General features: G+C 35.7%; 12 protein-coding genes and 1 tRNA gene. 11 read left to right on the forward strand and 2 right to left on the reverse strand.

The features are described 5' to 3' along the window. The first annotated feature begins 9 nt into the window (after window positions 1-9). The 11 genes from SCA31_RS13485 to SCA31_RS13535 all read left to right on the forward strand — a co-directional run bounded on the left by SCA31_RS13485 (window position 10) and on the right by SCA31_RS13535 (window position 12,615). A complete protein-coding gene (locus tag SCA31_RS13485; protein ID WP_410697512.1) occupies window positions 10-873 on the forward strand; it encodes a MotA/TolQ/ExbB proton channel family protein in 864 nt (287 codons plus the stop codon). 55 nt (window positions 874-928) lie between these two features. Further along, window positions 929-1,537 (forward strand): ExbD/TolR family protein, encoded by a 609-nt coding sequence (locus SCA31_RS13490; RefSeq protein ID WP_410697513.1) that lies wholly within the window; start codon window positions 929-931, stop codon window positions 1,535-1,537. Between the two features lie 10 nt (window positions 1,538-1,547). Then, window positions 1,548-2,114 carry an ExbD/TolR family protein gene (locus SCA31_RS13495; RefSeq protein WP_410697514.1) on the forward strand — a complete coding sequence of 189 codons (567 nt, stop codon included), beginning with the start codon at window positions 1,548-1,550 and terminating at the stop codon, window positions 2,112-2,114. A 29-nt stretch (window positions 2,115-2,143) separates the two neighbouring features. Continuing rightward, the gene (locus SCA31_RS13500; protein WP_410697515.1) at window positions 2,144-2,986 is read left to right on the forward strand and encodes an energy transducer TonB; all 843 of its coding nucleotides are present in this window, start codon (window positions 2,144-2,146) and stop codon (window positions 2,984-2,986) included. A 77-nt stretch (window positions 2,987-3,063) separates the two neighbouring features. Next, entirely contained in the window at window positions 3,064-3,261 is a 198-nt protein-coding gene (locus SCA31_RS13505) for a C4-dicarboxylate ABC transporter (protein WP_410697516.1), read from the forward strand. Continuing rightward, the gene (locus tag SCA31_RS13510; protein ID WP_410697517.1) at window positions 3,251-4,126 is read left to right on the forward strand and encodes a PstS family phosphate ABC transporter substrate-binding protein; all 876 of its coding nucleotides are present in this window, start codon (window positions 3,251-3,253) and stop codon (window positions 4,124-4,126) included. The genes SCA31_RS13505 and SCA31_RS13510 overlap by 11 nt, the downstream gene beginning before the upstream one ends. Window positions 4,127-4,217: 91 nt before the next feature. Next, on the forward strand, window positions 4,218-5,870 hold the full coding sequence (locus SCA31_RS13515; RefSeq protein ID WP_410697518.1) for a hypothetical protein: 1,653 nt from the start codon (window positions 4,218-4,220) through the stop codon (window positions 5,868-5,870). Window positions 5,871-5,951: 81 nt separating this feature from the next. Beyond that, window positions 5,952-6,671: a bacillithiol biosynthesis deacetylase BshB1 gene (bshB1, locus tag SCA31_RS13520; RefSeq protein ID WP_410697519.1), complete on the forward strand. Its 720-nt coding sequence runs from the start codon at window positions 5,952-5,954 to the stop codon at window positions 6,669-6,671. Between the two features lie 35 nt (window positions 6,672-6,706). Next, window positions 6,707-6,782: transfer RNA gene (locus tag SCA31_RS13525), tRNA-His, on the forward strand. A gap of 326 nt (window positions 6,783-7,108) precedes the next feature. Then, entirely contained in the window at window positions 7,109-7,543 is a 435-nt protein-coding gene (locus SCA31_RS13530) for a hypothetical protein (protein ID WP_410697520.1), read from the forward strand. A 26-nt stretch (window positions 7,544-7,569) separates the two neighbouring features. Beyond that, the gene (locus SCA31_RS13535; protein WP_410697521.1) at window positions 7,570-12,615 is read left to right on the forward strand and encodes a DUF4132 domain-containing protein; all 5,046 of its coding nucleotides are present in this window, start codon (window positions 7,570-7,572) and stop codon (window positions 12,613-12,615) included. A 122-nt stretch (window positions 12,616-12,737) separates the two neighbouring features. On the opposite strand, the gene SCA31_RS13540 is transcribed toward SCA31_RS13535, so the two are convergent. Then, window positions 12,738-13,073, reverse strand: a complete 336-nt coding sequence (locus tag SCA31_RS13540; protein ID WP_034679055.1) for a DUF3276 family protein — start codon at window positions 13,071-13,073, stop codon at window positions 12,738-12,740. Window positions 13,074-13,172: 99 nt separating this feature from the next. Next, window positions 13,173-14,834 carry an ABC transporter ATP-binding protein gene (locus tag SCA31_RS13545; protein ID WP_410697522.1) on the reverse strand — a complete coding sequence of 554 codons (1,662 nt, stop codon included), beginning with the start codon at window positions 14,832-14,834 and terminating at the stop codon, window positions 13,173-13,175. Between the last annotated feature and the right edge of the window lie 83 nt (window positions 14,835-14,917).

Here is a 14,917-nt window from a genome sequence, read left to right on the forward strand (position 1 = left end):
TAGTTAAATATGGAAATGAATGTTTCAAAAAATGATGAGCAAGTAGTTGCTAGAAAGGCAGGAGGTTTAAATCCAGCTATTATTATTCCTATTCTATTAGTTATAGGGATTTGTATTTGGTTATTCGTTTTAGGTAATCCAGGTAATTTTAAAGCTGATCCAAGATTGGCAGGTGCATCAGTTGCTTTCTCTGATGTAGAAGGTAAAGAGATGCATCCTGAAGGGTTTTTAGGAATGATCTACATGGGAGGTATTATTGTACCATTACTTGTAACATTCATGATTACTGTAATTGTTTTCTCTTTTGAAAGATACTTTGTACTAAGCAAAGCTTCAGGTTCAGGAAACGTAGACAACTTCGTAGTTAAAGTAAGAAGTTTATTGAACAGCAATAAAGTTGACGAAGCTTTAGAAGAGTGCGACAGACAACAAGGTTCTGTAGGGAACGTTGTAAAAGAAGGTCTTACAACTTATAAAGCATTATCTCACGATACTACTCTAAATAAAGAGCAGAAAATGGTTGCTCTTAACAAAGCAATTGAAGAGGCTACAACTCTTGAAATGCCAATGTTAGAGAAAAACATGATGATTCTTTCAACTCTAGGTACAGTTGCAACACTAGTAGCACTACTAGGAACTGTAATCGGGATGATTAGAGCGTTCTTCGCATTAGGAGCTGGAGGTGGTACTCCGGATGCTGCAGCACTTTCAATCGGTATTTCTGAAGCCTTGATCAACACGGCATTAGGTATTGGTACTTCTGCAGTAGCAATTATTCTTTATAACTTCTTTACTTCTAAAATTGACGGATTAACTTATAAGATCGATGAGATCGCTATGAGCATCCAACAGTCTTTTGCTGAATTCCACTAAGATGGAAGTGTGTTTTACACAATAAAAGAAGTTTAAAAAATAATTATATAAAATAATGGCGAGAATTAAACCAAAAAGACATGGGGTAGTTACGGATATGACGGCGATGTGCGACGTTACATTCCTATTACTTACGTTCTTTATTATGACCACACAGTTTAAAAAACCTGATGTGGAGCAGATCAAACCGCCATCTTCAATTTCGGAAAAATTACTTCCTGATGCTAGTTTAATGACTATCAATGCTACTCCGGACGGAAAATTCTATTTCCAGCCAGTAGAAAATGCATCAGAAAGAATTGCACTTTTAGATAAAATGGGACAAAAGTACGGTGTTACTTTTGACAATAACCAAAAAGCTGCATTCCAGAAAGTTCAGGCTATTGGAGTTCCAATGAACCAATTGAAAAGTTATTTGGATTTGCCTGAAGATGAGCAGAAAAATTACAAGAGTCCTACAGGGATTCCTATGGACAGTACAAATAAGCAATTAATTGACTGGGTAAAAGAAAGTTTGAATGTTAACCCTGACTACAAGTTAGCCATTAAAGGTGACGTTACAACTCAGTACCCTAAAGTTAAAGGTTTGTTTGAGGGTTTAAGAGATATCGATTTTCTTAAATTTTGGTTGATTACATCACAAGAAGGTAAACCTAATGAATAATTAAGAAGAAATGGCAGAAGTACAAGTACAGGATAAGAGTGCCAAGGGTGGCAAGGTTCGATCCAAGAAAAACAACCCCAGAGTCGATATGACTCCGATGGTTGACCTTAATTTCTTACTATTGATGTTCTTTATGTTTACGTCAACCTTTAGTAAACCGAATGTTATGGACTTAGGTCTTCCGGCTAAACCAAAGCCAGATGCTCCTAAACCTGAACCAACAGAAATTAAACTTTCTAACTCAATTTCTATATTATTAGGGAAAAATAATAAAGTGTTTTGGCACCAACAAGATGCTACATCTTTGAATGACCAGACTCTTAATGAAACTACTTTTGATAGAGAAGGAATTAGAAAAGTAATTGAGCAAGCAAAATCTAGAGCTGCAGATCCTACCAAATTTACGGTGATCATTAAGCCAACTGACGATGCTGTATATAAGAACTTTGTTGATATTCTTGACGAAATGGCAATTACCAAAAGTGAGCAGTACGGTGTTACTGATATTAAAGCTTGGGAAAAGGCTATTTATGAGAAGAAAGTAGGTGGTGCTGCTGCACCGGCTGCTACAAAGTAATTTAACCATAAAATTGTTATATCTAATCTATGGCAGATGAAAATGTATACAATCAGAATCTTACTTTAGACGAGATTGTATTTGAAAATAGAAACAAGGAATATGGTGCCTATGATCTTAGACATCAGTATCCGAGGCTTCTGACAAAATCTTTTATTGTTGGAACATCCATATTTCTTTTGGTGGCTTTATCTCCGTTCATCTATCTTACAATTAAAAACCTTACAGCTCCGCCTAAAACAGAAGTAAAGGCAGATCTTGTAAATATTATTGAAGATGAACCAATTATTGACCAGCCTAAAGAAGAAGAACCACCTCCACCACCTCCACCTCCAAAAGAGGAACCAAAAATTGAGGTGATCCAGAATGTGGTTCCTGAGCCTGTAAAGGCTCCGAAGATTGAAACTCCACCTCCACCAATTTCTAAGCAGTTGGAAACAACAACTGGTTTGAATAATCAGGAAGGGGTGAAAGCTCCGGCTTATACGCCACCACCGCCACCACCATCTACAGGTACTAAAGCTAGTACAGTAGAAGTGAAAGCGAATAATCCTAATGAGATCTACAAAGATGTAGACCAGTCTGCAGAATATCCTGGAGGTATGGGTGCATTAAGAAAATTCTTAGGAGATAACTTCGATACTTCCCTAATGGAAGGAGGTGAAGGGACACTTAAAGCTAAGCTTAAGTTCGTTGTAGAAAGAGACGGAACTGTTTCTGCGGTTACTATTGAAGAGAAATCTCCAAATGGCGACTTCAACAGTGAAGCTGTACGTGTAGTTAAGAAACTTAAAAAGTGGACTCCTGCTAAGAGAAATGGAGAAAGCGTTAGATCTTACTATAGTGTACCGTTTACTATGAACTTTGAATAATTAGACTTATTTATTCAGAATATAAATAAAAAGGGAAGCATATGCTTCCCTTTTTATTTTTTTTGTATTTTTGTTACATGATGTTCAAATGGTTATCCCTAGTTGCAGGATTGTTTTATATCGTTTTGGGAATTGTAGTAATTGTATACAGATTCTTTTTTACAATTTTAGACCCTATTATCGCCTATGCTTTAGGTGGGGTGTTTGTTCTTTATGGGATTTTTAGGATCTATAGAGCAGTATCACAAATCAAAAAATCGAAAGATGAGGAATAGTTTTTTTAAACCTGCAGTTGTTTTCACTGTATGTTTGATACTTATGGGCTGTAAGAAAGATGATAAAGCTCCAACCTATAACAAAGGAGATCTTACTATTCTTACCGACGAATCTTTCCAAAGTGTTACGGAGGCATTAGCTGATGGCTATATGATCAACTATCCGGAAACACATATTAAAGTTGAAACCAAAAAAGAAGATCTAGGTTTTCTGGATTTGCTCAATGAAAAAGCAAAAATTATTGTGATGTCCAGAAATCTTAATGCTGAAGAAATAAAAAGCTATGAAGAAAGAACCGAACTGAAATTTCTTCCAGCTAAATTTGCTGCAGATGCTGTGGTTTTTGTTGTACCCAAAGACTCTCCCAAAGAAAGTATTACCATGGAAGAGATCAATGCTGGACTTTTGTCAGATAAAAAAGAATTTATTTTTGATGGAACGAACTCCAGTAATCTGAACTTTGTAGCAGAGAAACTAAAAAAACAACCTAAAGATCTCAAGTTCTCCATTATTCCAGGAAATCAAAAGATTATAGAGGAATTGGGAAAATACCCTGATAAAATTGGTGTTATAGGACTTAATACTTTCAGTCGTCCTTACGATAAGACTTCTGAGAAGTTGAGAGAAATGGTAAAAGTTCTTCCTGTAGTTGCTAATGGAAAATCATATACAGTCGATTTCGAGGACCTTCGTACCATGAAGTACCCATTTACAAGGGTTCTTTATTTCCTTGCTAATGAGGGGAACTTCAATATTGCTAATGGCTTTATACGATTTTCATGTACGCACTTAGGACAAAAAATTGTTCAGAAAGAGGGTTTGCAACCCTATAACATCTATAAAAGAGAGGTGCAAATGCGTTAAAAATATTAAATTCACAATTTATTCCCATTAAAAAAAATGTTTTGGTCTGAAAGTTGTGTAGAATATAACTCAGTTATTTAGAAAATATAAAATGAAAGATATAATGAATATGAATGTAAAAAAGATTGCTTTTGGAGCAGCCGTGGTATTTTTTACCGGTTTTGCCTCTGCACAAACACTGCAGGATGGTATTAACAGTATAGACAGTGATAAATTTGCTCAGGCAAAAACCAATTTCACTGATATGATCGCTAAAGAACCTACTGCTGAAAACTACTTCTATTTAGGAAATACTTTCTTAAGACAAGGAGAACCTGATTATGCTAAGGCTACAGAAAGTTTTAATAAAGGATTAGCAGCTGACAGTAAAAGCTATCTTAATAAAATAGGTCTTGCAGCCATTAAATTAAGTAAAGGTGATAAAAGTGCTATTGCTGAGATTCAGAAAGTAGTAACTGATTCCAGAGAAAAAGACGCTGAAGTATTGTTCAGAGCAGCAGAAGCTTTGACTTTATTTGAAAAAAATAATTCACCTGATCTTGCAATCCAATTCTTGACTAAGGCTATTGAAAAAGCTGAGAAAAAAGGAGTTCCTGCACATTACTATTATACATTAGGAGATGCTTATAGACTAAAAAGAGCGCCAGGAGAAGCGATGTCTGCTTATGACAAAGCATTACCTTTAGCTAAAAATAAAGCTTCTGTTTATACAAGAATGGCTACTCTATGGATGGCTGCTCAGGTATGGCAAAAAGCTAAAGAAAGTGTAGATAAAGCTATTGCTGTAGACCCTACTTATGCTCCTGCATATAAGGCATTGGCTGGTTATGATATCAGATACCAACAAAATGCTAAAGCTACACAAGACCTTATCAACTATACAAAATATGCTGATGAAGATCCATATACTCAATTAGAAATTGCAAAACTATATTTCACTAACGAAGATTATGCAAATTCTAAGAGTGTATTAGATAAGATTTTTGATAAAATTGAAGATCCTATCAAGTTCAAGTTAAGAGCTTACCAGTCTTATGCAGATAAAAACTATGCAGAGGCAAAGCAAAACATGGATACTTTCGTTTCTCAAGCTGAAAAATCAAGAGTATTACCTGCTGACCAAGGCTTACAAGGCCTTATTGCTGCCGGTTTAGCTAAAGACGAGAAAGATGCAGCTAAAAAATCTGCTTTAACAACGGAATCTCAACAAAAAATTGCAATTGCAAAAGCAGCTAAAGACGAGACAATGAAATGGGATCTTGAATTGGCAAACATCGCAGGAGGTGGTGGTGCTTCTCAAGCAGATGCAGATAAAGGACCTACAAACCCTACAATCGAAGGATTGAAGAAGCAAGTTGCTGCTAACGCTCAGGACTCTGATGCTTTATTTAAGTTAGCTACAGCTTATCAGGATGTTAAAAACTGGAATGGAGCAATCCTTACATGGCAAAAAATGTCAGCTCTTCTTCCTGATTGGGCTCCTGCATATTATAGCCAAGGATATTCTTACCAACAGGCAGGAAATAACGATGCTGCAAAGTTAGCTTACGAGAAATTCATCAGCACAGTAAAACCTGCTGATCAGGAAGCCAACAAGCAAACTCTTGCTTACGCTTATTTCGCAGTAGCATACATGAGTAAAGATGCTGATGCTGCAAAAGCAAAAGATTATGTTGCAAAATCTTTACAGTTAGATCCTACTTATCAAGATGCTGTAAAATTAAATGCAGAAATCAACAAGTAATTTAAATTTTAAATTATAGATATTAAAACTTCCCATTCGTAATGTTTGGGAAGTTTTTATTTAAAACTTATCTTTGATTCTATGAAAACTGATATACTTGCTTTTGGAGCACACCCTGATGATGTAGAGCTGGGATGTGGAGGAACTATTGCCAAAATGGTTTCAGAGGGTAAAAAATGTGTAGTGGTAGATCTTACCAGAGGAGAGCTCGGTACAAGAGGTACGGATGAAACAAGAAAAGAAGAAGCGGCGGATGCTGCCCATATTCTTGGGCTATCTGCAAGAGAGAACCTGGGAATGAAAGACGGCTTTTTGGTGAATTCTGAAGAATACCAAATGAGGATTGTAAAAATGATTCGCAAATACCGCCCGGAAATCGTCTTAGCTAATGCAATTGATGATAGACATCCTGATCATGCAAAAGGAGCGAAATTAGTATCAGATGCGTGCTTTTTGTCCGGACTGAGGAAAATTGAAACGACTGAGGATGGAGAAGTTCAGGAGGTATGGAGACCAAAGCACGTTTTTCATTACATCCAGTGGAAAGATATCAAACCGGAGTTTGTTATTGATATATCAGAGCATCTGGATAAAAAACTGGAAGCATGTATGGCTTATAAAACCCAATTTTATGACCCAACTTCTAAGGAACCTGAAACTCCAATTACGACAAAGGACTTTTATGAAAGCTTAACCTACCGTGCTCAGGATTTAGGGAGGTTATCGGGAGTTACTTATGCTGAGGGATTTACATCTGAGAAGTTAATTTCTTTGAAAAATTTTGATGGAATTGTTTGGTAGTTGAGGAAATTGTCCTATATTTGCACTCAGAAAACGGTGATTGTAGCTCAGTTGGTTAGAGCGTCGGATTGTGGTTCCGAAGGTCGGGGGTTCGAGACCCCTCATTCACCCAAAGAAAGTACACTTTTTGAAAGTGTACTTTTTTATTTTATATCTATTTCAACCAAAAAATAAGCTCCACTTTTTTATTTTTTCTTAGTAGCTTTTTATCGCTATTCATCCATACTCCTCCCGCCGACACCTAAAAAAGGTATTATCTGTTGCGAGGTAACCCTTACCATTGGAGTTAATCATTAAAATGACTTTAGCCAAAATATAATATTAAAACAATAGTTATTTAAAGTTTCATCTTCTTTTTTTGATATTCATCATAAAATCTCAAATTGATATAATAGCACAGCGAAATTTTACTATATTTAGTCACACTAAGTTCAAATATGGAAATAAAAGTCACTGTAAAGCAGTTGGGGAAGAAACATCCTGTTCTCTCGGAACAAAACATTGAGATTGCCTACGACGAGGCCAATATCACCTTAGAAAATTTATTAAAATTAATCGTTCAACAGCAAGTATATGAGTTCAATACAAAATCTTTTGAGCGGGAGGATGAAGACTATACTAAAATTCCGCAGGATAATTACCTGAATCTGCTCACAGATACAGGTAAAGTAGGTTTTGGTAGTATTTATAATCTCAAGAAAGCAGACTTGCAAAAAGCGCAGGAAAATGCCATTCAGGCTTTTGAAGACGGAATGTTTGCTGTATTTTACAATGATGAACAGCTTGAAAGCCTTACCCAAACCATCGATTTGGGCCTAAAACATACATTTACATTTATAAGACTTGCATTTCTTGCAGGAAGCTATTGGTAATCAAATTATATTAAGTAATACCATACATGGAAATCACACAAAAATTAGAATCGAAAAAACTTGTCAAGAATTATTACGAGAAACTAAGGAAAGATCTGGTGGAACAATCTGAAAAAGGTTTGTCTACACAGGTTTTTCCGGATAAACCTATACTTAAGAAAGATGTTGCAAAATTAGGTTTATTCTTAATGGGAAAAACAAATTATTATGAGGCAATGACTCTGGGTTCAAAAGAAGCAGAGAAGCTGAAAGAATACATAAAGCCTGATATTTGGGAAGATGCAGATTACTATAAACTCCTGGTTTACTATTTTGGAGAAAATGCAGGTCTTGTAAAACACGTGTGGAACAGAATGCCTTACAAAATGTATCAGACGAGTTATTTCCGTCGCTCGTTTCGTGCTCCTCATAATGAAAGATATGTACTCATGAATCAGGCTAATCTTATAAGAGAACTGCTGCGGTCTCCCTATGTTTACTCTTATGAAAGTAGTGATCCGGACTATGATTTATCATTGGAAGAACAGATTGTCTATGATAATGAGGTATCAAATAACTCAAGCCAGTTCTATGTTTGGGCAGCTGCAATTGATACAGGTAATACAAGTATCTATCAATTAATAGAAGATATTATTTTTAATAAACATTCGGAGGGAAAGGTTTCCAGAAATATCATTAAAGCTTTACTCAACAGTGAGCAGAAGCATTGTTGGGAATTGGTGGAAAAACTTTTACTGGCAGCACAGCGACAAGAAGGGTTAAGGCAGACCATATTGGAAGCTTTGGATGAAACCAGTATCGGAGCTTTGGAATATATGACCAACGTGATTGTGGAACATAAGCTTACCCGTTTTTCGTCTGTTGTACGTTCTATAGATACGTGGACAGGATTAGGCTGGGAAGCAGAAAAAGAATCAGTCGTAAAGAATATTGTATCACTGGCTCATACATACTTCAGCAATCCTGAACTTGTGCCTGATGCTATTAAGAGCAAGAATAATAATGAAGTCTATATGGCTCTTTGGGTACAAGGAGTATGGGATGTGGATAAAACGGTTCCTTACCTGAATTACTTATTTGACAAAGGAAGTATAGAGAAAAAATGTCTTGCGATAAAATTTGCCACAGAAACAGGTAATCCTTATATTCAAATGCCTTTGTATTATAAGGCTGTACTGGAGGGGAATGAAGAGGTGCTGGCATTTGTGGGAAACCATCTGTCGGAATTATTAGGAGCCAATACCCAATCTAAATTCTTTATCAATAATGCAGATTATCCGGATTTCTTTGAAAAAATTCATGAACTGACGCAAAAAATAGAGGTAAAAGAAAAGAAATTTGAAGGGAAAATATTCTCATGGCTTAATGTGACATTCAAGAAGAGTGATTTGTATGCCTCAATGTTTTATCTGGTAGGAGAAGATAACAATAAGCTGGATATAGTTTTGTCTTACTTTGATCAGTTTGATCTTTCGTTGCGTGAATTACTGACCCGAAATATTTTAGGTGAATTTTATTGCTATTCATTTTCCTACGGACTAGGAAAGAAGAAAAAAGCAGTAACTCCTTTCCAAAAGGAATTTGCTTTTAAAATTATAAAAGACAGGGGAGAATCCTTGATTGCTTCAGGAATGAATATTTTGCTTCAAAATCCTTTAAACAAAGAAGAGATTATGGCTTTCTTTGATATGTTTAAAAGAAAAGGCGGTGTACTCCGTAAGAAGCTTATAGAACTTGTTACAGAACAGGAAGATAACGTAGTGACACCATTAGTTGAAGAATTAATGACTAAAGGTGATGTGGAGCAGAGAGCTGCATCTCTGGATATTATGCTTCAGCTTCAACAAGGAAAAAGAGTGTCTTCTCAGATTATCCGTTGGACACAGCAGTATTCTGAAAGATCAAAAATTTCTGAAAGAGAAAAAGGCTTACTTGAGCAGATTAATCCGTCAGGAGACCAAACCATACTTTCCGCTGAAAACGGATTCGGATTTTATGACCCTTCCGTAATTTCAAAGTTTGCATTACCAAAAGTAGAGACAGATTCAATTTACATACAAGCAACTAAAAATGATAAGTATGGCTTTACAATATCCATTACCAAGATAAAAGAAGAATTAAAAAAACTCAATGATTTATTTCTGCAGCATAAGGACCATGAATATGAATCAGAGGAATGGGATAATTCTGTGACCAAAATATTAATGGGAAATACTTTCCGAGAGATAAAAGGAAATACAGAGGGGTTTACTCCTCAGCAGTTAGCTGAAAATTATCCACTGCATGAAGTATGGGAGCAATGGTTTAAAGATTCAGGAATGCTGCCAAGAGATTTATTTTTGCTGACATTTGCTGAAAGTTGCGACCGAAAAGTCTTTAGAAACTTTCTGGAAGAATATGTCTTCTATCATAAAGAGATTATTCCAAACCCTACAAAAGGAACTTATTATTGGGAGAATCCTATCATAAGGATTTTAGGCTCATTAAAGAATAAATTCGTCTTTGAGGAAGTGGTCGATTTTGCAATAGACGCTTGTAGTACACTATTTGCCAATCTTCCTGAAGATATTATTAACTATAAGGGAAAAGATAGTGGAGATTATTATTATCGAGACCAGGGAAATGGCTGGCAGCAACTGGATTTTTTCAATGTTTTTTTACGGGCTATTCCTATGAAAAACCTTACAAATGAACAGCACATTAAACAATGGAATTTGTACCGATGGATGCAGTATAAAGGATTGGCAGAAAATATCATAAAGTCTGTTCCTAGCTTCTATTTCTTCTGTAAAGCATATGAACTAAAGCTTATTACAAAAGAAGAACTGTTTGAGGGAATTTTGACTGCTGATTCAGCTATAAGTGACCTTACAGCAATTAAATCCAATTATAATAATGAGAAATATTTAGAATTGTTTCCTTTCCTGAAGCCTATGATTGAAGAAATTCAGGATAAGTTTCTGGATATAGAGTTGATTCGTGGAGATGCCAATACTTCGGTTTCACATTTTGTACAGCAGTTTCGATCTATTTATGGAACCTTTCGTTTTGTTCAGATTTTGAAAGGACTAGGTAAATCTGGATTATATGCCAATTATATATACAGTTATGGAAACGAAAGCATGACTAAGCAAAAACTTTTCTCCTGGCTTATTTCTAACTGCTATCCTTTAGAAAGTGATACTCAGAAATCATTTGATGAGATCATAAAAAAAGAAAAGATTACAGAGCTTCGCTTAATACAGGCTGCAGTGTATGCGCCGCAATGGCAGCAGCTTATAAGCAATTATTTAGGTTGGAAAGGATTAGATTCAGCGATCTGGTGGATGCATGCCCATACTAAAACCGGGGCCGATGAAGCCCAAAATGCAAAACTGGAAAGTGAAGTTGCTAAATATTCATCAGTAGATATTCAGGAATTTAAAGATGGCGCGGTAGATAAAGACTGGTTTACTAAAGCCTATAAAGAACTCGGTAAAGCCCGTTGGGAAATGCTATATGAATCTGCGAAATATATATCAGATGGCAACGGACACAGAAGAGCGAGACTTTATTCCGATACATTGGCAGGAAGCTTAAAAATAAAAGAGGTAACAGCAAAAGTAAAGGATAAGCGTGATCAGGATTATCTTCGTGTATATGGGCTTGTCCCTTTGAGTAAAGCCAATCCTGAGAAGGATGTCTTAAGCCGATATGAATATATTCAACAATTCAAGAAAGAAAGTAAAGAGTTTGGTTCCATGAAGCAGTCAAGTGAGGCCTTGGCTATTCGCGTTGCATTAGAAAACCTTGCCAGAAATGCTGGTTATCCGGATCCGATAAGATTAACCTGGGCAATGGAAACCAAACAAATTCAGTCTCTCTTGTCCAAAGATACTCAGGTTACCATTGATGGGGTTACAGTAGGTTTGATCATAGAAGATAATGGAAAAGCTGAATTGGTCGTATTCAGGGATGATAAACAATTAAAATCTATTCCGTCAAAGATTAAGAAAGATAAAGCAGTTGTGGAACTGGGTAATAACCGTAAGATCATGCGCGAGCAATGGACCCGTTCCCGAAAAGGACTGGAGGAAGCTATGATAAGAGGAGATGAATTCCTTTTAAAAGAGATCAAGACCCTTTTTGAACATCCTGTTATTGTAAAGCATTTGGAAAAACTTATATTTATTTCCAATGATCAGAAAATAGGATTCTTCCATGATGGAGGTTTGGTAAATGCTCATGGTGAAATTCGGGAATTGAGTGAAGAGAGTACCCTGCGTATTGCTCACTGTGTAGATCTGCATCAGCATTCAGTTTGGGGTGATTATCAACATTATTGTTTTAAAGAAAAACTTGTACAGCCATTTAAGCAGATATTCAGAGAACTTTATGTCCCAACGTCGGATGAATTAAAAGAAAAATCTATTTCACGCCGTTATGCAGGGCATCAGATTCAGCCAAAACAAACTTTGGCGCTTCTTAAAACAAGAGGCTGGAAAGTGGATTATGAAGACGGATTACAGAAAGTGTATCATAAGGAAGGCTTCCAGGTTAAGCTATATGCAATGGCAGACTGGTTCTCTCCTGCAGATGTGGAAAGTCCAACCTTAGAAACAATAGAATTCCATTCATTAAAGGATTACAAGAATATACCTTTTGAAGAGATCAATCCAAGATTGTTTTCAGAGGTAATGAGAGATGTAGACCTGGTTGTCTCAGTTGCTCATGTAGGAGATGTTGATCCTGAAACAAGCCATTCTTCTATTGAAATGAGAGCCGTATTAATGAAAGAAACAGCACGTTTATTTAAACTGGATAATGTAAGGATTGATGGCTCACATGTCCTTGTGAAAGGGCAGATGGCAGAATATAGTGTGCACTTGGGAAGTGCAGTGGTACATCAGGTTCCTGGCAAACATCTGTCTATACTACCGGTTCATTCTCAGCATAGAGGACGGCTGTTCTTACCTTTCGCAGATGATGATCCGAAATCAGCAGAAGTATTATCCAAGGTTCTATTACTGGCTAAGGATAATGAAATACAGGATCCAACCATACTTTCACAGATAAAGAAAGAATATGTGTAAAATAAAAGGTGTACTTTTCAAAAGTACACCTTTTTATATTTTGAATAAGGAGTGAATGTCTTGGTTTCAAGGCATAAAAAAAGCATCTTTTTCAGATGCTTGTGTTTTTAGATATTCTTTTTTTAAACCTCGTCGTCAGAATCTATTGTATAAGATTTGCTTTTGAAGTCTTTGTCATGTTTTTCTGAAATTACATCCTCACCCTTTTCATTAATGATGAAATCTGTGGACTCATTAAACATCTCCTGAAAACTCTTAAAATCTTCCTTGTAAAGGTAAATTTTATGCTTCTCGAATGTAGCTTCCCCATTCTCTCCGAAATTTTTCTTACTCTCAGTGATTGTAAGATAATAATCTCCTGCTTTCGTCTCGCGCACATCAAAGAAATAAGTTCTTCTCCCTGCTTTTAACACCTTCGTGAAAATCTCATTTTCATGGCGTTCCTTGTATTCACTCATTGTTAGATATTTTTTAATCTTGTTAAGAACAAATATAAAAGAATTCTTTTAATCACAAAATTTTTTTTATGATTTATTTAACAATTGAGAACGAAACAGCTAAGCGGTTACAGAATTAGCAATTTCAGTTAGATTGATGATTTGATCTGCTTTTTGAGCGCTAGACTCTCTGTGCGTGATAATTATGGATGTTGCATTACCGATTTTTTTATCAATATTTTCAAGAATATTTTGCTCTGTTTCCGTATCTAAAGCAGATAAAGAATCATCAAAAATAATGATATTTGGGTCCATAATTAAGGCTCTGGCTATACAAATTCTTTGCTTTTGTCCTCCCGAAAGCATCACTCCGCGTTCACCAACAAGTGTTTTATATTGCTCCTTAAACTCAACAATATTTTTGTGTACATCTGCAATCTGGGAATACTCTACCACCTTTTCATGGGATGGATGATCAATTGCAAAACCTATATTATTTTCAATAGAATCAGAGAATAAATAACTCTCCTGAGGAATATATCCAATGAAGTTTCTGTAATTAGTAAGATTGTGATCTTTTAGGTTTTTACCATCAATCAAGATTTCCCCCTCAGTGGGATCTATCAGTCTGCATAAAAGGAGTGCAATGGTAGATTTTCCGCTTCCGGTTTTACCCATGATGGCCAATGATTTACCAGCTTTAATTGTAAAACTTAAATTATCGAGTGCCTTGATCCCTGTATTAGGATACACATACGATACATTTTTGAATTCGATATCTCCTTTGATAGGATAATTCTCGAAGTTTGTATTAACAATTTCCGATTCTTTATCCATAAATTCATTAATCCTTTGCATGGAAGCTTCCGCTCTTTGGTTTACAGAAGTTACCCAGCCCACCATAGAGAATGGGAAAATCAAAGTATTAATATACATGAAGAAATCAGCAATTTTACCAATGCTTAATTCTCCGGCAATATATTTTGTTCCTCCAACCCAGATAACGGCAACATTCAATAATCCAATTACAAACAAAATAATAGTAAAGAAATAGGCTTCCGTTTTAGCAAGATCCAATGCCTTGTTTTGATAATCGGTTACCTTGATTCCGTAGTTTTTTTGAATATATTTTTCCCTTGCGAAGAATTTTACAACACGAATTCCCGAAAAACTATCCTGTACAAAAGTTGAAATAGCAGATTGACTCTTCTGCATCACTTTCGATTTTTTATTGATAATAGAACTTACCTTATAAATAGCATAGGACAAAATAGGAAGGGGAAGCAATGTCCATACAGTCATGGAAGCATCTGTCTTCACCATGTAAATGGCCGTGATCACAACAAGAACAATCAGGTTGGCAACATACATTACTCCAGGCCCAAGATACATTCTTACCGCAACAACATCTTCACTTAATCTGTTCATTAAGTCTCCAATGGTTGTTTGCTTATAATCCGTTAAGGACAGATCCTGATAGTGTCTGTAGATTTTATTCTTAAGTTCATATTCAATTCTTCTGGAAGCCACAATAATAGTTTGCCGCATCATAAAGGTGAAGAATCCTGTTAAAAGTGAACAGCCCACAATAATTCCAACATAAATTAAAACCTGATGGTTGAAGCCAAGGTTTCCGTTTTTAGTAAGCTCATCTACAGATTTTCCTACAAACTGGACTTTATATATATTGAAAAAATTACTGGCAATGATAAATAATACCCCCCAAAACAATAGTATTTTGTGCTTCCAAAAATAGGGGTTTAAGGTTTTTAACGCTTTCATATAGTTTTACAAATTTACAAAAATGTAGTCACACTACGAATTCAATCAATTTTAAATTTTGTATCTTTGCAGTCATAAAAAAG

Origin of the sequence: Chryseobacterium sp. SIMBA_028, assembly GCF_046535285.1 — a bacterium.
Classification (GTDB): Bacteria; Bacteroidota; Bacteroidia; order Flavobacteriales; family Weeksellaceae; genus Chryseobacterium.